The sequence below is a fragment of the Brenneria goodwinii genome (genome assembly GCF_002291445.1).
Lineage (GTDB): Bacteria > Pseudomonadota > Gammaproteobacteria > Enterobacterales > Enterobacteriaceae > Brenneria > Brenneria goodwinii.
This window is the reverse complement of sequence record NZ_CP014137.1, coordinates 2,745,331-2,764,446: the sequence shown is the minus strand read 5'-3', so window position 1 is coordinate 2,764,446 and position 19,116 is coordinate 2,745,331. Positions and strand designations below refer to the sequence as shown.

14 protein-coding genes and 6 tRNA genes are annotated in these 19,116 nt (G+C 51.2%); 4 read left to right on the top strand and 16 right to left on the bottom strand.

Going from position 1 to position 19,116, the window contains the following annotated elements; genetic code table 11:
* Window positions 1-5 precede the first annotated feature (5 nt).
* The 4 genes from corC to miaB all read right to left on the bottom strand — a co-directional run bounded on the left by corC (window position 6) and on the right by miaB (window position 4,353).
* Window positions 6-884, bottom strand: coding sequence for a CNNM family magnesium/cobalt transport protein CorC (gene corC / locus ACN28R_RS12370; RefSeq protein WP_095834560.1), 879 nt, complete (start codon window positions 882-884; stop codon window positions 6-8).
* Window positions 885-1,199: 315 nt separating this feature from the next.
* Window positions 1,200-1,679 (bottom strand): rRNA maturation RNase YbeY, encoded by a 480-nt coding sequence (gene ybeY / locus ACN28R_RS12365; RefSeq protein WP_048635673.1) that lies wholly within the window; start codon window positions 1,677-1,679, stop codon window positions 1,200-1,202.
* Entirely contained in the window at window positions 1,676-2,731 is a 1,056-nt protein-coding gene (locus ACN28R_RS12360) for a PhoH family protein (protein ID WP_048635672.1), read from the bottom strand. The genes ybeY and ACN28R_RS12360 overlap by 4 nt, the downstream gene beginning before the upstream one ends.
* A gap of 197 nt (window positions 2,732-2,928) precedes the next feature.
* Entirely contained in the window at window positions 2,929-4,353 is a 1,425-nt protein-coding gene (gene miaB, locus ACN28R_RS12355; protein WP_095834559.1) for a tRNA (N6-isopentenyl adenosine(37)-C2)-methylthiotransferase MiaB, read from the bottom strand.
* A 233-nt stretch (window positions 4,354-4,586) separates the two neighbouring features.
* Between miaB and ubiF the strand changes: the two genes are divergently transcribed.
* A complete protein-coding gene (gene ubiF / locus ACN28R_RS12350) occupies window positions 4,587-5,753 on the top strand; it encodes a 3-demethoxyubiquinol 3-hydroxylase (protein ID WP_095834558.1) in 1,167 nt (388 codons plus the stop codon).
* 147 nt (window positions 5,754-5,900) lie between these two features.
* On the opposite strand, the gene ACN28R_RS12345 is transcribed toward ubiF, so the two are convergent.
* From ACN28R_RS12345 to nagB, 10 genes are all read right to left on the bottom strand, one after another.
* Window positions 5,901-5,975, bottom strand: a tRNA-Gln gene (locus tag ACN28R_RS12345).
* Window positions 5,976-5,981: 6 nt separating this feature from the next.
* Window positions 5,982-6,058 (bottom strand) — tRNA-Met (locus ACN28R_RS12340).
* A gap of 56 nt (window positions 6,059-6,114) precedes the next feature.
* Window positions 6,115-6,189: transfer RNA gene (locus ACN28R_RS12335), tRNA-Gln, on the bottom strand.
* A gap of 53 nt (window positions 6,190-6,242) precedes the next feature.
* Window positions 6,243-6,317, bottom strand: a tRNA-Gln gene (locus tag ACN28R_RS12330).
* A gap of 53 nt (window positions 6,318-6,370) precedes the next feature.
* Window positions 6,371-6,455 (bottom strand) — tRNA-Leu (locus ACN28R_RS12325).
* Window positions 6,456-6,461: 6 nt separating this feature from the next.
* Window positions 6,462-6,538: transfer RNA gene (locus ACN28R_RS12320), tRNA-Met, on the bottom strand.
* A 220-nt stretch (window positions 6,539-6,758) separates the two neighbouring features.
* A complete protein-coding gene (gene asnB / locus ACN28R_RS12315) occupies window positions 6,759-8,420 on the bottom strand; it encodes an asparagine synthase B (RefSeq protein WP_048635669.1) in 1,662 nt (553 codons plus the stop codon).
* A gap of 301 nt (window positions 8,421-8,721) precedes the next feature.
* Window positions 8,722-9,945 (bottom strand): DNA-binding transcriptional regulator NagC, encoded by a 1,224-nt coding sequence (gene nagC, locus ACN28R_RS12310; RefSeq protein ID WP_095834556.1) that lies wholly within the window; start codon window positions 9,943-9,945, stop codon window positions 8,722-8,724.
* 21 nt (window positions 9,946-9,966) lie between these two features.
* On the bottom strand, window positions 9,967-11,124 hold the full coding sequence (gene nagA / locus ACN28R_RS12305) for an N-acetylglucosamine-6-phosphate deacetylase (protein WP_095834555.1): 1,158 nt from the start codon (window positions 11,122-11,124) through the stop codon (window positions 9,967-9,969).
* A 20-nt stretch (window positions 11,125-11,144) separates the two neighbouring features.
* Window positions 11,145-11,945, bottom strand: coding sequence for a glucosamine-6-phosphate deaminase (nagB, locus tag ACN28R_RS12300; RefSeq protein ID WP_095834554.1), 801 nt, complete (start codon window positions 11,943-11,945; stop codon window positions 11,145-11,147).
* Between the two features lie 313 nt (window positions 11,946-12,258).
* Here nagB and nagE point away from each other — a divergent pair, with 313 nt between their 5' ends.
* Together nagE and glnS are read left to right on the top strand one after the other, a co-directional pair.
* Window positions 12,259-13,749, top strand: coding sequence for an N-acetylglucosamine-specific PTS transporter subunit IIBC (gene nagE, locus ACN28R_RS12295; RefSeq protein ID WP_095834553.1), 1,491 nt, complete (start codon window positions 12,259-12,261; stop codon window positions 13,747-13,749).
* Window positions 13,750-13,921: 172 nt separating this feature from the next.
* A complete protein-coding gene (glnS, locus tag ACN28R_RS12290; protein WP_048635664.1) occupies window positions 13,922-15,580 on the top strand; it encodes a glutamine--tRNA ligase in 1,659 nt (552 codons plus the stop codon).
* Window positions 15,581-15,647: 67 nt separating this feature from the next.
* On the opposite strand, the gene fur is transcribed toward glnS, so the two are convergent.
* On the bottom strand, window positions 15,648-16,097 hold the full coding sequence (gene fur / locus ACN28R_RS12285) for a ferric iron uptake transcriptional regulator (RefSeq protein WP_048635663.1): 450 nt from the start codon (window positions 16,095-16,097) through the stop codon (window positions 15,648-15,650).
* A gap of 327 nt (window positions 16,098-16,424) precedes the next feature.
* Entirely contained in the window at window positions 16,425-16,952 is a 528-nt protein-coding gene (fldA, locus tag ACN28R_RS12280) for a flavodoxin FldA (RefSeq protein WP_048635662.1), read from the bottom strand.
* Between the two features lie 462 nt (window positions 16,953-17,414).
* On the opposite strand from fldA, the gene ACN28R_RS12275 reads away from it, so the two are divergent.
* Entirely contained in the window at window positions 17,415-19,085 is a 1,671-nt protein-coding gene (locus ACN28R_RS12275) for a methyl-accepting chemotaxis protein (RefSeq protein ID WP_095834552.1), read from the top strand.
* The last annotated feature ends 31 nt before the right edge of the window (window positions 19,086-19,116 follow it).

Genomic DNA, 19,116 nt, shown 5'->3' with positions numbered 1-19,116 from the left:
TTAAATTAGTCTTCCAGTTGAGGTTGAGGCGCATTGTCAGGAATTCTGACGTGTACCTGAATAATACGTCGGCTGTCGGCCATCGCAACTTTAAACAGATAGCCTTCTATCTCAATGGTTTCTCCGCGAGCGGGCAAATGCCCGAAAGACTGCATGATTAAACCGCCAATGGTATCAACTTCTTCATCGCTGAATTGCGTGCCAAAGGCTTCATTGAAGTCTTCAATGTCGGTAAGCGCGCGGACCGTATAAGTCTGGCGATTGAGCTGGCGAATATCGCGATCTTCTTCGTCGTCGTATTCGTCTTCGATTTCGCCGACGATCAATTCAAGGATGTCTTCAATGGTGACCAGGCCGGAAACACCGCCAAATTCGTCAATTACGATAGCCATGTGGTAACGCATGGAGCGGAATTCGTTCAGCATCCGGTCAACGCGTTTGCTCTCAGGAACCACTACCGCGGAGCGCAGCACCTTATCCATGCTGAAAGGCTCGGAATTGCTGCGCATAAAAGGCAACAGATCCTTAGCCATCAGAATACCTTCGATATGATCTTTATCTTCGCTGATGACGGGGAAGCGGGAGTGGGCGGATTCGATAATGACATCCAGGCACTCTTCCAACGTTTGGTTGTGCTTCAGGGTAATCATCTGCGAACGGGGGATCATGATGTCACGTACGCGTTGCTCAGCGATATCCATCACCCCTTCAAGCATATCGCGGGTTTCTGGATCAATAAGATCGTTCTGCTCTGAATCACGGATCAGCGTCAGCAGATCGTTACGATCTTTGGGTTCACCGTGGAAAAGCTGATTGAGAATAAGAGAAAAGAAACCCTTCTTGGGACTGGGGCTATCGCTGTTTTGAGAATGGTCGTCGCTCATGGCGTTTTAATTGATATCTCTCATGTTAATGGATAATTATCAGCAGGTTGGGGAGAAAAATGTTACAGCCTGGCTGACGTGGAAATTATGCAATGCAATTTTATAAAACAGAATTATTTCATTATTGTGGTTGAGGCTAAAACAACGGTTGCACTGTTGATATATCAAGGGGTAACGAAAGCTATCCCCGCGGGCGTTTTATCTTCTCTGCGTTTCCCTTGATATCAAGCGCGTCCGGCAATCTGCTGCTGTACCCGATACTTTCCAGATTGCCGGCATATGGCTTCCCGCACTCTGAAATCTATTGGATATCCATTATTCAGTAAAGCCGCCTTTTTCTGCAAGATAGGGATCAGGATACCCCATATTTTGCATAATCTCCGTTTCCAGAGCTTCCATTTCTTCGGCCTCGCTGTCTTCAATATGGTCATACCCTAGCAGATGCAGGCTGCCATGGACAACCATATGTGCCCAGTGCTCCTCCAGCGTCTTTTCCTGCTCTCCGGCTTCCCGTTCGACGACCTGACGACAGATAATGAGATCGCCAAGCAAGGGAAGCTCTACTTCCGGCGGCGCTTCAAACGGAAATGAAAGTACGTTGGTCGGCTTATCTTTGCCCCGGTAGGTATGATTCAGGTGCTGACTTTCCGCCTCATCCACGATACGGATAGTGACTTCGGCGACGTCCTGAAACTGAGGCAATACGCCTTCCAGCCAGCGCTGAAAGTCCTTTTCGTCAGGCAGTCCCTGAGTCTGTTCGCTGGCGATTTGCAAATCAAGGATAACCTGGCTCATTTGTGTTCCTGTTCCGAAGCCGATTGCGCTTCTTGTTTACGTTGCTCCGCCAGGGCATCCTTACGTTTCTGGTCAGCAGTTTCCCAGGCCTCATAGGCATTAACGATCCGGGCCACAACAGGATGACGCACTACGTCTTCACTGCTGAAGAAGTTAAAACTGATTTCTTCAACGTCGGCCAGCACTTCAATCGCATGACGCAGGCCGGATTTCTGATTGCGCGGTAAGTCAATCTGCGTGACGTCACCGGTGATCACCGCTTTGGAATTAAAGCCGATACGGGTTAGGAACATTTTCATCTGCTCGATGGTGGTATTCTGGCTTTCATCCAGAATGATGAACGCATCGTTCAATGTACGGCCACGCATGTAGGCCAGCGGCGCTACTTCGATCACATTACGCTCAATCAGCTTTTCGACTTTCTCGAATCCCAGCATTTCAAACAGCGCGTCATACAGCGGGCGCAGATAAGGATCGACTTTTTGGCTCAGATCGCCGGGCAGGAAGCCCAGTTTTTCACCGGCTTCGACCGCTGGACGCGTCAGCAAAATACGGCGGATTTCCTGACGCTCCAAGGCGTCAACGGCAGCCGCGACGGCCAGATAGGTTTTCCCCGTTCCCGCCGGACCGACGCCGAAAGTGATGTCGTGGTCAAGCACGTGCGCGATGTACTGGGCCTGGTTGGGCGTGCGCGGTTTGATTACGCCGCGTTTGGTTTGAATATTCACCGCTTTACCGTAATCGGGAACACTTTCGGCCGATTGTTCCAGCGCCCGGGATTCTTTGATGGCGAGGTGAATTTGTTCAGGTTCAATATCACCAATAACACCGCGCACCGGGGCGGTATCGACATATAGATGCTTCAAGATATCAGCCGCAGCGTCAACGCAGACTGCTTTGCCAACCAGCTTGAATTTGTTATCCCGCCGATTAATTTCGATGCCTAAGCGGCGCTCCAACTGCTTAACGTTGTCATCAAAAGGTCCGCAGAGGCTAAGCAGGCGTTGGTTATCTGCGGGTTCAAGGGCAATCTCTTTTGTCGTTACGTTCAAATTATTCCTCTTTGGTTTTATCGGACAAGTCGAAGACCTGTTGTCGGACTGCGCGGTTTTCAATGCGCCATATGCGTGAATTATTTATCGCGAATGTCAAAAGGTGCAAGTGACAATACCTATATTGGGATAGTTCTTCGCAAAAAAAGGGGTGGCAATGCCACCCACAGTGAAGGTATCACCTGCCATGACGGCGATCAGGGCTGATAGATCCCGACGCCGATTTCATTTTCTTTACGGGTACGGGCAATCACCGCAGACGGCGATTCATGCACGCGCAGATCCATTTGATCCTCAGTGCGTACCACGATGCCGCGGAGTGAGTTGGGGTAAACGTCAACGATTTCCACATCGACAAATTTACCAATCATATCGGGCGTACCTTCAAAGTTGACGACACGGTTGTTTTCCGTGCGTCCCGACAGTTCCATTACACTCTTACGCGACGTTCCTTCCACCAGAATACGCTGGATGGTTCCCTGCATACGGCGGCTATATTGCATGGCCTGCTGGCTGATACGCTCCTGCAAAATGTAGAGACGCTGCTTTTTCTCTTCTTCCGTGACGTCGTCCACCATGTCTGCCGCCGGCGTTCCCGGTCTGGCGGAATAAATAAAGCTGAAGCTCATATCGAAATTCACATCGGCAATCAGCTTCATGGTTTGTTCAAAATCAGCCTGAGTCTCGCCGGGGAAGCCGACGATAAAGTCAGAGCTTACCTGAATATCCGGGCGCGCATTGCGCAGCTTGCGAATGATCGCCTTATATTCAAGCGCGGTGTGATTACGCTTCATCATGTGCAGCACGCGGTCTGAACCGCTCTGTACCGGTAAATGCAGAAAGCTGACCAGTTCCGGCGTATCTTCGTAGACGCTGATGATGTCGTCTGTGAATTCAATCGGATAGCTGGTGGTGAAACGAATACGGTCGATGCCGTCAATCGCCGCCACCAGGCGCAGCAGTTCCGCGAATGAGCAGATGCCGCCGTCATAGGCCGCGCCGCGGTAGGCGTTAACGTTCTGCCCCAGCAGATTCACTTCACGTACGCCTTGCGCCGCCAACTGAGCGATTTCAAACAGCACGTCGTCACACGGACGGCTGACTTCTTCGCCGCGGGTATAAGGCACCACGCAGTAGGTGCAATATTTATTGCAACCTTCCATGATGGAGACGAATGCCGTTGGGCCTTCAGCCTTCGGTTCCGGCAGACGGTCAAACTTCTCAATTTCGGGGAAACTGATATCCACGATCGGGCTACGCGTTCCCTGGACGTGATTAATCATTTCCGGCAGGCGGTGTAATGTCTGAGGGCCAAAAATCACATCAACATAGTGCGCGCGTTCCCGGATGTGCGCGCCTTCCTGCGACGCCACACAGCCACCCACGCCAATAATCAGATCGGGGTTGTTCTCTTTCAGCGCTCTCCAGCGGCCAAGTTGATGGAAGACCTTTTCCTGCGCTTTTTCACGGATGGAACAGGTGTTCAGCAAGAGAACATCGGCCTCTTCCGCGACCTCGGTTAGTTCATAACCGTGCGTACTTCCTAGTAAGTCGGCTATCTTGGATGAATCGTATTCGTTCATCTGACAGCCCCAGGTTTTAATATGCAGTTTTTTTGTCATCGACTTGCCATTACTCAGTGCGGGTAAGAAAGCTTTCCCATCATTTGGGGCGCGTATTGTAATCTTTTGCCGTCGTTGTGACCAGAGTCCGCAAAGTTTCGTCTGGATAAAAAACAACGACGCGTCTCAATAACACTTCTGCTTTTATGAAAAAGCCGTTTGAAATCCAGTACACTGCTTTTAGATATTTTCTTTGCTGTTACTAAGCATAGTCAGATAGGGATGAAACCAGTATGCATTATGATGCGATCGTTGTCGGCGGCGGAATGGTGGGGGCGGCCGCGGCATTGGGGTTAGCCCGGAATGGTTTTCAGGTCGCCGTTGTGGAACACGAGCAACCAACGCCTTTTGACGCCGGCAGTCCGCCGGATTTGCGCATCTCGGCCATCGGTTATGCCTCTGTTGCGCTGTTAAAACAGTTGGATGTCTGGACGCGGGTTGAACAGATGCGCAGCGCTCCTTATCGTCGTTTGGAAACCTGGGAATGGGATAACGCCCGCGTGGTATTCGACGCGGCGGATATCCATTTGCCGGAGTTGGGCTTCATGGTGGAAAACCGGGTGCTGCAACTGGCGTTATGGGCGTCTCTGGGTGAGAGCGAGCGTTGCCGATGCTACTGCCCAAGCAAGCTGAAAAGCATGCGGCGAACGGAAGAGGGCTGGCTTCTTCACCTGGATGATGAACAGCGCCTGACGGCGAAACTGGTGATTGGCGCCGATGGCGCGAATTCCCAGGTACGGCAGTGGGCGGGCATCGGCCTCAGCGGTTGGCAGTACCGCCAGTCCTGTATGTTGATAAGCGTTGAGATGCCGACGCCGCAGCAGGATGTCACCTGGCAGTGGTTCACGCCTGACGGCCCGCGCGCTTTTTTGCCGCTGTTTGACCGCTGGGGCTCGTTGGTATGGTATGACGCTCCCCGCAAGATCCGTCAGCTTCAGGCGATGCCATTAACGCAATTGGATGAAGAGATCGCCGCTGCCTTTCCCGAACGTTTGGGGAGCGTTAAGTCGCTGGCTGCCGGCGCGTTCCCGCTGGTGCGTCGCCACGCGCAGCAGTATGTTCAACCGGGGCTGGTGTTATTGGGCGATGCGGCGCATACAATCAATCCGCTGGCGGGGCAGGGCGTCAACCTCGGCTATCGGGATGTCGATGCCCTGCTGGATATCCTGATTAGCGCCCGCGATGCCGGTGAAAATTGGTGCGCGGAACCTGTATTACGCCGTTATCAGTGCCGCCGCATGCCGGATAATCTTCTGATGCAAAGTGGGATGGATCTGTTCTACCGCGCATTCAGCAATTCGCTGCCGCCGCTGAACGTTGCCCGTAATCTGGCGCTGATGGCCGCACAACGAGCCGGCGCGCTTAAACGACGGGCCTTGAAATACGCCATCGGCGTTTGATGACGCGCCTACTGACTGTTTGTACGAAGTGATATTCCATTGATTTCAAGGGCAGCGACACCGCTGCAACTTGAGAGATGAAAGTATGGCGATGACTCTCTGACGATAAGATGCAAAAAAGCCCGCGTTAAGCGGGCTTCTCTGTTTTGGCTGGGGTACCAGGATTCGAACCTGGGAATGCCGGAATCAGAATCCGGTGCCTTACCGCTTGGCGATACCCCAAAAATGTGGTGGCTACGACGGGAATCGAACCTGTGACCCCAGCATTATGAGTGCTGTGCTCTAACCAGCTGAGCTACGTAGCCAAATCTTACTGCTAATTTTGCGATCTTACAACAAAAATCTTTAATCATCAAATAGATGGCTGGGGTACCTGGATTCGAACCAGGGAATGCTGGTATCAAAAACCAGTGCCTTACCGCTTGGCGATACCCCAACTGGGCAACAATACTTGTACAACGAATGCTTTCCAGTATCGCCGCTTAAATATGGCTGGGGTACCAGGATTCGAACCTGGGAATGCTGGTATCAAAAACCAGTGCCTTACCGCTTGGCGATACCCCAATAGATAAAACCATTATCAAGCTTCAAAAAGCTATTTCAAGCCGTGAAGGTTATGGTGCGGGAGGCGAGACTTGAACTCGCACACCTTGCGGCGCCAGAACCTAAATCTGGTGCGTCTACCAATTTCGCCACTCCCGCAAAAGATGGTGGCTACGACGGGAATCGAACCTGTGACCCCAGCATTATGAGTGCTGTGCTCTAACCAGCTGAGCTACGTAGCCATCTTTTCCGCGTCACCTTCATCGGCGTTGCGGGGCGCATTATGCGTAGTTGGCCTAATTGCGTCAACAAATTTTTTCCCGAAAAGCGCCTGCCTGGTACCGTTTGTTTGGGTTATGAACAGTCTGGTGAGAAAAGCGTCAAAAAGCCGGCTTTCTCGATAATTCAAATAGAAAAAACGGGCCTGTGCGGCCCGTTACATTGATAAAACCAATTCGCCAATTAGTATGCGGACTGGTGCACGCCAACCGCACGACCCGACGGATCATCCATTTTCTTGAAGGATTCATCCCATTCGATGGCTTTAGCCGAAGAACAGGCGACGGATGGGCCGCCAGGAACGCATTCAGCGGCGCTGGGAACCGGGAACAGCTCTTCGAAGATTTCACGGTACAGATAGCCTTCTTTGGACGTCGGCGTGTTGTACGGGAAACGGAAGTGCGCGGTTTCCATCTGTTGGTCGCTAATTTGTTGGGCGGCAACGGCTTTCAGCGTATCAATCCAGCTATAGCCGACGCCGTCGGAGAATTGCTCTTTCTGACGCCATGCCACGCTGTGAGGCAGGTAGGAATCAAAGCATTCGCGCAGAATGTGTTTTTCCATCTTACCGTTGCCGCACATTTTGTCGCGCGGGTTGATACGCATCGCTACATCAAGGAACTTCTTATCCAGGAACGGCACGCGCGCTTCCACACCCCAGGCTGACATCGCCTTGTTGGCGCGGGCGCAGTCATACTGGTGCAGCGCCAGCAGTTTACGCACGGTTTCTTCATGCAGCTCTTTGGCGTTTGGCGCTTTGTGGAAATACAGATAACCACCGAACACTTCGTCGGAACCTTCGCCGGACAAGACCATTTTAATGCCCATCGCTTTGATTTTACGGGACATCAGGTACATCGGCGTAGAGGCGCGGATGGTCGTCACATCATAGGTTTCAATGTGATAAATCACATCGCGAATCGCATCCAGACCTTCTTGTTCGGTGAAGTGGATTTCATGGTGAACCGTACCCAAATGGTTGGCGACTTCCTGTGCGGCTTTTAAATCCGGCGCGCCTTTCAGGCCGACGGCAAAGGAGTGCAACTGCGGCCACCAGGCTTCACTGCGCTCGTCGTCTTCAACACGGCGTGCGGCGTATTTTTTCGTGATGGCGGAGATAACGGAGGAATCCAAACCGCCGGAAAGCAGAACGCCGTAAGGCACATCGGACATCAGGTGGCTTTTTACGGATTCTTCCAGCGCGTCGCGCAGCGCATCGGCATCGGTTTCGTTATCTTTTACATTTTCATAATCGAACCAGTCGCGATGATAGTATTCGCGGATTTCTCCGTCCTTGCTCCACAGGTAGCTGCCGGCAGGGAACTCTTTGATGGTGCGGCATACTGGAACCAGCGCTTTCATTTCTGAAGCGACGTAGAAGTTGCCGTGTTCATCGTAGCCCATATACAGCGGGATGATGCCCAAATGGTCGCGACCGATCAGGTAGGCGTCTTTTTCACTGTCGTAAAGCGCGAAGGCGAACATACCGCGCAGATCATCGAGGAATTCCGGGCCTTTTTCCTGATACAGAGCCAGAATGACTTCGCAGTCGGAGCCGGTCTGGAACGCATAGCGATCGGCGTACTGTTGACGCAGCGCCTGATGGTTGTAAATTTCACCGTTAACGGCCAGAACGTGGGTGCGCGCGGCGTTGTACAACGGTTGGGCGCCGGTGTTTACGTCGACGATAGACAGACGTTCATGGGCCAGAACGGCTTTATCGCTGGCATAGATGCCGGACCAGTCTGGTCCGCGGTGACGCATTAGTCGTGATAATTCCAGCGCTTTTTTGCGCATTTCAGCAGGATCGGTTTTCAGATCAAGCACACCGAAAATAGAACACATAGATAACTCCCTAGGTTCGCTGGTTTCACCAGACGAAGAATATTTCAGATTGATCAAATGCAACTCACGGATGCCAATATTACATGCCGTTTTTCTGCATTAAGATTACGGATGCCGTATCAGTGACATTGATTTAGCATCAAAACGCGATAAGAATTCAATATCATCTAATGAAAAAAGCCATGTGAATGTCGTTTGAATAATATATATGGCGATTTAATGAATAATCGATAAATATTATCCGCGAAATCGCCGTCTTTTTAGCGATCCCATAACCTGATCTTATGAGAAAAAACGGCGGTTAGTGCGTTTCCAGCAAATGTTGCAATAGCGCGCCGTTTAGCATCGCGCGTTTTACCAGCGCAAAGGCGCCAATCGCGGAAAGATGATTCAGACCGGATACTTCGACGGGGAGATTATCCCTGAACTCTTTCAACACCTGAGCATTAATGTTGCGCTGAATGGCCGGCAATAAGATTTTCGCCGATTCGGTAATTTCCCCGGCAATCACCACTTTTTGCGGATTGAATAGGTTGATGGCGATGGATACCGCTTTACCCAGATGTTGCCCCGCATGTTCAATGACTTCTCGTGCGAGCGCGTCACCCCGGTTGGCGGCTTTGCAGATCGTGGCGATCGTACCCTGTTCGGGCGTTAACTTACTGGGATAGCCTTGCTGCAATAAGTGCTGTACCCGATGTTCAATGGCCGCATTGGAAACCACCGTTTCCAGACAGCCGAAATTCCCGCAGTGACAGCGTTCCCCTAACGGATCGATCTGGATATGGCCGATTTCACCAACGTTGCCATTATTGCCGAGAAATATTTGCCCGTTAACCACGATGCCTGCGCCGGTACCGCGATGAACGCGCACCAGAATCGAATCCAGCGCATCCCGCGTTACGCCAAAGTAATGTTCGGCCAGCGCCAGGCTGCGAATATCATGACCGACAAAGCTGGTGACGTGAAAACGACGCTGAATATGGTCGACCAGTGGCCAGTTGTCGACGTTGATATGCGGCATATAGCGGACAACGCCTCTAAGTGGATCGACCAGTCCGGGCAGCACTACGGAAATGGCGATCAATTCGCGGATACGGTGCTGATAATGATTAAGAAAATGGCTGATGGCGTTAAACAGGGCGGTTTCCACCGTTTCCTGCGTTTTTTCCGCGAGGTGGTAGCGCTCTTCTCCTAATGCTTTTCCCCGTAAATCATACAGCGCGATGGTCGCATCATGACGACCAAGGCGCACGGCAATGGTATGAAACGGATGCGTTTCGGTAACAATGGAAATGGCGCGCCTGCCGCCGGTCGATGCCTGCTGGTCAACCTCTTTAATCAGGCCCCTTTCTAGAAGCTGGCGAGTGATTTTAGTCACGCTGGCGGGGGCAAGCTGGCTCTGCTCCGCAATCTGTATCCGTGATATCGGACCTTGCTGGTCAATCAGGCGGTACACGACCGCGCTGTTTAATTGTTTAACCAGGTCGACATTCCCTATCTGTGCTTGTCCGCCAATGGCCATGAAAAAATTACTCTTATCGGGTCAATTCTTTGTCACCGCTAACATGTCGTTACCGTTAACCAAAGTTTTGAGAATATGATAATTGCGGTCAAAAACGGTCAAATTAGCAACTTTACCGCTTTCGATGCTTCCCAGATTTTTGTCGATGCCGATAGCGCGCGCAGGGTAAAGCGTTGCCATTCTCAGCGCTTCATCCAGCGGGATCCCCGCCTGTTCGACACAGTTGCGCACCGCGTCTATCATCGTGAGCGCGGAACCGCTGAGGGTGCCGTTTTCATCCACGCATCGACCATCGCGACAGTATATGGGTTTGCCGGCAAAAATGAACTGCTCAATGTCCGAGCCGGCCGGTGCGGTGGCGTCGGTAACCAGCACTAATTTTTCCCCTTTGAGCCGTTTACTGTTACGGATGTTGGCCCAATTGACGTGGAAGCCGTCGGCGATAATGCCGCAATGGATCTCCGGCGCGTCATAGATCGCGCCGACCAGGCCCGGTTCACGCCCGGTCAGATAAGGCATGGCATTAAACAGATGGGTGGCGAAGCGAATGCCGGCGGCAAAGCCTTGCTTGGCCTCTTCCCAGGTTGCATTGGAGTGGCCGGCGGAAACCACGATGCCGGCTGCGGTCAATTGACGAATGACCGCAGGTTGTACTTTTTCCGGCGCCAGGGTGATTTTGGTGATAACGTCGGCATTTTTGCACAGAAAATCAACCAGTTCTTGTGTGGGTTGACGAATGAACGCCGCATTATGCGTGCCTTTTTTAATCTCGTTCAACCATGGGCCTTCGAGGTGCAAACCCAATGCCTGGTTTTGATTTTGCGCCAGATAGGCGCGCATGACCTCTACAGCGTGTTTCATAAATTCGTCGCTGCAGGTGATGAGGGTAGGCAGGAAACTGGTGCAGCCTGACTTCAAGTTAGCCCGTTGCATCGTTTCCAGCGTCTGGACGGAGATGGATTCCAGCGAGTCATTGAATTGAACGCCGCCGCAGCCGTTCAACTGCAAATCAATAAATCCGGGAGCGAGCAATGCGCCGCCAAGGTCATGTTTTTCTAACCCGGCGGGAAGATCGCTAATGGGGCAAACGGTATCAATCAAACCATTGGCGATGATAACCGCATAATTATCAAGTATCCGGTGACCGGTATAAATTCGACCATTTGTTAAGGCGTACATCATCAACTCCCGACGACAAATTAAAGATTCTTTATGTTTTCCATTTCCAGTTCACGGAAATATTTAACGGTTTTAACTTTGAGTTCCATTGTAGAGGGCTCGTCACAGACCACGATCGCTTTAGCGTGCAGCTGCAGGCAACTGATGGTCCACATATGGTTGACATTTCCTTCTACCGCCGCCTGTAATGCCAGCGCTTTGTTACGTCCGCTGACCAGGATCATCACTTCTTCCGCATCCAGAAGCGTACCCACGCCAACCGTCAGGGCATATTTCGGCACCAGATTAACGTCGCCGTTAAAGAAACGGGAGTTGGCGATGCGCGTCTCTTCCGTCAGGGTTTTGATTCGCGTGCGGGAAGACAGGGAAGAGGCTGGCTCATTGAACGCAATATGTCCATCATTGCCTACGCCGCCCATGAACAGGTGGATTTTACCGTAAGATTTGATTTTCTCTTCATAGCGGCGACATTCCTCTGCGATGTCTTCAGCGTTACCGTTCAGCAGATTGATATTTTCTTTTGGAATATCAACGTGATTGAAAAAATTCTGGTGCATGAAGCTGCGATAGCTCTCCGGGTGATCGCTGGGCAGGCCAACATACTCATCCATATTGAATGTCACTACGTGTTTAAAGCTCACCTGTCCTGCTTTATGCATTTCCACCAGTGCCTGGTACGCCGCCAACGGCGAACTGCCCGTGGGCAGCCCCAGAACGAAAGGGCGGGTGGCGCTGGGGTTGAATTCGTTAATTCGCTGGGTGATATAACGGGCGGCCCATCTGCCAACTTCAACCGGGGTGGTTAGGGGAATGAGTCTCATCGGTGCTCTCCTGGGTTACACAGTAATGGCGAAATAATAGTCGACTGAATGGCGTCGTCGACGCTTTTTCAGCGTTGAGATAAAACTGGCTATCAGTGTAGCTCGTTTTTTTTTGTCTTAAAATAAGATGGCGTTTTTTTTAGATATAAACTTTTCATATGCAGTTTTTTAGTGATTTTTATCACATAATTTTGGTGATTAATTTGTGGAGTAAAATATTTTACATACACTCCACGCTGAAATTACCCGGTGTGGTTTATCTGGTAGTGAGCAGGTCTAACCGGCTGTTTTTGGCCCATAAAGGAGAAGTCACTTGAGTATTCTTGGCTATTTACAAAAGATTGGTCGGGCATTAATGGTGCCGGTTGCGACGCTGCCCGCCGCAGCAATTCTGATGGGGGTCGGCTACTGGATCGATCCGGTGGGTTGGGGAAGTGAAAATGCGTTGGCTGCGCTGTTTATTAAATCAGGTTCAGCCATTATCGGGAATATGGATGTGCTGTTCGCGCTGGGGATCGCTTACGGATTGTCGAAAGATAAAGACGGCGCGGCGGCTCTGGCGGGTTTTGTCGGCTACCTGGTGCTGACAACGCTGTGTTCGCCGGATGCTATTGCGATGATTCAGAAAATACCGCTGGAGCAGGTGCCGGCCGCATTCGGCCACATTAAAAATCAGTTCATCGGTATTTTGGTGGGGATCATCTCCGCGGAACTGTACAACCGTTTCAGTCAGGTCGAGCTGCCAAAAGCGCTGTCGTTCTTCAGCGGACGCCGCCTGGTTCCCATCATCACCTCGTTTCTGATGATTCTGGTGGCCTTCATCCTGATGTATGTATGGCCGGTCATTTATAGTTCGCTGGTCTCTTTCGGCGAGTACATTCAACAGTTAGGTTCGGTTGGCGCCGGCGTTTATGCGTTCTTTAACCGGATGTTGATTCCCGTAGGCTTGCATCATGCCCTGAACTCGGTGTTCTGGTTTGACGTGGCGGGTATTAACGATATTCCCAATTTCCTTGCCGGGCAGCAGTCGATTGATTCCGGTAAAGCCGTGGTCGGCATTACCGGTCGCTATCAGGCCGGCTTTTTCCCGATTATGATGTTTGGTCTGCCTGGCGCGGCGTTGGCGATTTATCATTGCAGCCGTCCGGAGAACAGAAGCAAGATCGGCGGGATTATGCTGGCCGCGGCGGTGGCCGCATTTTTTACCGGCATCACCGAACCGCTGGAGTTCTCCTTTATGTTTGTCGCGCCGATACTGTATTTTCTGCATGCGGTGATGACCGGTATCTCGGTATTTATTGCGGCCAGTATGCATTGGATTGCCGGTTTCGGTTTCAGCGCCGGACTGGTGGATATGGTGCTGTCGTCGCGCAACCCGCTGGCGACCCACTGGTATATGCTGATACCGCAAGGTCTTGTGTTCTTCGTCATTTACTACTGTGTCTTCCGGTTCACCATCACGCGTTTCAATTTACTGACTCCGGGTCGTGAACAGTCGGTAAGCGGCAGCGAAGCCGATGGTTATGATGTAAATGCGGCCGCGCCTTCGGCGTCCGGCGATACCCTGACGCTGGCCAGAGGCTATTTACAGGCCATCGGCGGTAGAGAAAACCTGGCCGGTATTGATTCCTGCATTACCCGGCTGCGTTTGAACGTGGTGGATTCCGGTTTGGTTGATGACAAACAGGCCAGGCAATTAGGCGCCGCCGGGGTGATTCGCTTGAATAAGCAGAGCGTACAGATTGTGGTGGGCACGCAGGCTGAGTCGATCGCTTCCGCACTGAAGAAAGTCAGCGAAGAATAATGCCGATACCTGCTTTTCACCGTATGTGAATAACGCGGCATAAGGTAAATTTGCGGGATGAGATCGCTATCTCATCCCGTTTTTGTTTTTTAATGAAACTAACGGTTGTTTCCCAGCTTAGCTTGTTGGATCATTAGCGGTTATATGTCGTTATAGCATTGAGGAATCAAGCATGAGTGAGGCTGAAGCCCGCCCAACCAACTTTATCCGTCAGATTATTGATGAAGATCTGGCGTCCGGTAAACATGACCATATTCAGACGCGTTTTCCGCCGGAGCCTAATGGCTATCTGCACATCGGGCATGCGAAGTCTATCTGCCTGAATTTCGGCATAGCCCAGGATTACAACGGGAAATGTAACCTGCGTTTTGACGATACCAATCCGGTAAAAGAAGATATTGAATACGTTGAGTCGATCAAACGTGATGTTAACTGGCTGGGTTTCTCATGGAGCGGCGACGTTCGCTACTCCTCCGATTATTTCGATCAACTGCATCAGTATGCGATTGAGCTAATCGGCAAGGGGCTGGCGTACGTCGATGAACTGACGCCGGAGCAAATCCGCGAATATCGCGGTACGTTGAAGGCGCCGGGTAAAAATAGCCCGTACCGCGACCGCAGCGTGCAGGAAAACCTGGAATTATTCGACAAAATGCGCAACGGCGGCTTTGCCGAGGGGACGGCCTGTCTGCGCGCCAAGATCGATATGGCATCGTCGTTTATCGTGATGCGCGATCCGGTTCTGTACCGGATTAAGTTTGCGGAGCATCATCAGACCGGCAACAAATGGTGCATCTACCCGATGTACGATTTCACCCACTGTATTTCCGATGCGCTGGAAGGCGTGACGCACTCACTGTGCACGTTGGAGTTCCAGGATAACCGCCGTTTATATGACTGGGTGCTGGACAATATCACCATACCTTGCCATCCGCGTCAGTATGAGTTCTCTCGTCTTAACCTTGAATACGCCATCATGTCCAAGCGCAAGCTGAACCTGCTGGTGACGGAAAAAATTGTTGAAGGTTGGGACGATCCGCGTATGCCGACGATTTCCGGCTTGCGCCGCCGTGGCTACAGCGCCGCGTCTATCCGTGAGTTTTGTTACCGCATCGGGGTAACCAAGCAGGATAACAACGTTGAAATGGCGGCGCTGGAGTCCTGCGTACGCGACGATCTGAATGAAAATGCGCCGCGCGCCATGGCGGTGCTCGATCCGGTAAAACTGGTAATTGAAAACCTTCCTTTAGGTCATGAAGAGTGGGTTACGATGCCAAACCATCCGAATAAACCGGAAATGGGCACGCGTCAGGTGGCGTTCAGCCGTGAAGTTTATATCGATCGCGCTGATTTTCGTGAGTCGGCCAATAAGCAATACAAGCGTCTGGTGTTGGGTAAGGAAGTTCGTCTGCGTAATGCCTATGTGATTAAGGCGGAACATATTGATAAAGACGATCAGGACAATATCACAACCATCTACTGTAGCTATGATCCGGATACTTTAAGTAAAGATCCGGCCGATGGCCGTAAAGTAAAAGGCGTTATTCACTGGGTGTCCGTGACGCACGGCCTGCCGGCGGAGTTCCGTCTGTATGATCGTTTGTTCGGCGTTGCCAACCCCGGGGCGGCGGACGATTTCCTGTCGACCATCAATCCGGAATCACTGAAAGTGACCCATGGCTTCGTTGAAGCAAGTCTGGCGCAGGCTGAAGCGGAAAAAGCGTATCAGTTTGAGCGTGAAGGCTATTTCTGTGCCGATCGCGTTTATTCCAGTCCACAGCATCTGGTATTTAACCGTACGGTGGGCTTGCGGGACACCTGGGTAGGATAAGCGTAGGGGTTTGTGCAGGTAAAAGAAAAATAAAACCGCCTCGGCGGTTTTATTTTATGCGGTAGATTTATCTTTTTGCGTCGTGCAGGGTTTCGTCTTCACGGCAATCCCCTCCACTACAATGGCCATACAGATACAAACTGTGGTTGGTCAGTTTGATGTTGTGTCTTTCCGCGATTTCGCGCTGGCGTGCTTCGATATACTCATCACGGAACTCAATGACTTTGCCACAATCCAGGCAAATCAGATGGTCATGATGATGTTGTTGTGTCAGTTCGAAAACTGATTTTCCGCCTTCAAAATTGTGGCGGGTAACGATACCAGCATCATCAAACTGATTCAGTACGCGGTAGACGGTCGCCAAACCAATCTCTTCGCCCATATCAATCAGTTTCTTATATAAATCTTCCGCACTGACGTGGTGGCACTCCGGGTCCTGCAATACTTCCAGAATTTTTAGTCTTGGAAGAGTGACTTTCAGGCCGGCCTTCTTTAATGCGGTGTTATTGTCAGTCATGCGGATTTAGTCCTGTTGCTTACTTATCAATGGAGGCTATCTAGCCTATGACATCGGTCGGCTCAAAAATGCAATAGCGTCTCAATTATAGAACCGTGCATACAAAATGAAAACAATGAAATGTTAACAATATTATTTCCACACACAATATGGATGTACCATGCAATCCATTGTTGGTAGTGGGGTACACCAAAACGAATGCACATAACCGATGTGGGTATTGTACATACTTATAGGAAGAAGTTAGAAAAATGTATCAATCTTTACGAGAGGTTTTTTCTATTAATCCGGCTCTGACAGGAACACTATCAGAGCCGGAAAATCGTCTTAGCCGACCAGTTCTTTCAGATTCAGCTCTTCGCTGATCTGTTTCACCCAGGCGGTGACACGCTCATTGGTCAGTTCGGGCTGACGATCTTCGTCGATGGTCAAACCAACGAAGTGCTTATCATCAACCAGACCTTTAGAGGCTTCAAAGTAATATCCTTCCGTCGGCCAATGTCCGACGATAGTCGCCCCGCGCGGTTCAATAATATCGCGGATGGTGCCCATCGCGTCACAGAAGTACTCGGCATAGTCTTCCTGATCGCCGCAGCCAAACAGGGCAACCAGTTTGCCGGTAAAGTCTATTTCTTCCAGCGTAGGGAAAAAGTCATCCCAGTCGCATTGGGCCTCCCCGTAGTACCAGGTCGGGATACCCAACAGCAAAATATCGAAAGCTTCAAGATCTTCTTTACTGCTTTTGGCGATGTCATGAACTTCGGCAACGTCTGGTCCCAGTTGTTGCTGGATGGTCTTGGCAATGTTCTCGGTATTGCCGGTGTCACTGCCAAAGAAAATTCCTATGAGTGCCATGAATTGAATAACCTCTTGATTCTTAATGATATGGAGCAGTCTTTTACCCACTTATCGGCTAATAATAACAGACACGCACTGCATGAGAAACTCGTATCGGTAAGGATAAGTAAATCGCGGCATGAATTTTGTCGTCGTCCATTTACTGAATTGAGCCGCCCATGATCTGTCCATGTTTATATCCTTTAGTCACATTCCGAATGAATCAATAAAGCTTATGTTTATGAAAAGTTATGAGGTTGTTCAAAGAATAGAAAATTAGCGCCGGTAAGTACAGTTCCGAGGCTAAACATTCTCCGCGCTTTGTCGATTAACAAGCGTGATTGTATCTGTTCCAACGTGACGGGACGTTAGCGTCGGGGAGAGGTGACAAGATCCTGATTAGCCGAATTTTCGGTATCCCTCGGTCGATTGACTGCAAAACCTTCCTTTTTTTATGCGTGCTCAGGTTTGGAGTGAACTATGAAATTTTTAAAGAACATTGCCATCAGAACGGCCATGTTGTGGGTGCTTGGCACCTTCTGCGTACTATGGGGCGGCGTGTCGATATACACCCTATTTTCTTTCAAGGAGATGACAAATACGTCTAAAACCAGCAGCCTACTGGTGGAAAACATGAATTTTGTTAATCAGGCCAACGATCAGTATTTCCGTATGGTGACGCGTTTGGCCCGCGCCGTTGATGCACGCCGCAACGGCGATAATGTCTCGGCGGATAGAGAACAGGCATCGGCATTGAATGCGCTTAATACGTTAAAAGCGGATTTAACGGCATTCAACGGCATAGATCATGCGGGGCTGGATGAGGAACTGGTGCAGGCGGCCAGTCGCGACTGGAATACGCTGATTGTTCAAGGCGTTGAACCTTTATATCAGAAAGCCTCCGCAAATTTGCTGGATGACTACCAGGTTCAGGCCAGAGACGTGGTACCGCCATTAAGCCGTCAGTTCGGCGCATCGATGTCGGCCTTCAACAAGGTCGCATCTGAAAAATTTGTTGCCGCCGGCGTGCGGTTTGAGCAGATCACGACGATTGGTCAAAACATTTTGTTGTCAGGTTTGGTCATCGGGCTGATTATGCTGTTCCTGACCGATCGCTATCTGGTGAAGTTTTTGGTTCGCCCATTAAACGATTTGCGCGATCACTTCAGCGTGATTGCCTCCGGCCAGTTAGGAAAGCCGATTGCCGATTTCGGTCGTAACTGTGTCGGCAGGTTATTTCCGCTGTTGCGTGAAATGCAAACCAGTCTGGCGAACACGGTCCGGACTATCAGAAACAGCACGGATTCCATTTATCAGGGTTCCTCAGAAATTGCCGCCGGAAACAACGATCTGTCATCGCGTACCGAGCAGCAGGCTTCCGCGCTGGAAGAGACCGCCGCCAGCATGGAACAATTAACGGCAACGGTAAAACAGAATGCCGAAAACGCCAACCATGCCAGCCAACTGGCGTTGCAGGCCTCGACGACGGCGAAGAAGGGGGGCGATATTGTTGAGAACGTGGTGAAAACCATGTCGGAAATTTCGGGGAGTTCGAGAAAAATTTCCGAAATCACCACCGTGATTAACGGCATCGCTTTTCAGACCAATATCCTGGCCTTGAACGCCGCTGTGGAAGCGGCCCGTGCCGGCGAGCAAGGGCGTGGTTTCGCGGTCGTCGCTGGCGAGGTGCGAAGTCTGGCGCAGCGCAGCGCGCAGGCGGCCAAAGAAATCGAGGGGCTGATTTCAGAGTCTGCCCGATGTGTCGACACCGGTTCTCACCTGGTTGAAGAGGCCGGCAATACCATGCACGAAATTGTGCGCGCGGTGACTAACGTGACCGACATCATGGGAGAGATCGCTTCCGCATCGGAAGAGCAAAGCAAAGGGATCGCCCAGGTTGGTCAGGCGGTAGCCGAAATGGATAGCGTCACCCAGCAGAATGCGGCGTTGGTCGAGCAGGCTTCGACAGCGGCGCAGTCGCTGGAAGAGCAGGCGGCGCTGTTGAATCAGACCGTCTCTTTGTTTCAGTTGTCCGAGCAGCACTCCCAGCCGGTAACGGCGGCGAAAACCACCACGGTTGCGAAAGCCGCGATAGCGGCAACGGCGCAGAAGGCATTGCCGCCAAGCAATGATAATTGGGAAAAGTTCTGATTATTTATAGGGCGTCAGGGATGGCGCCGCG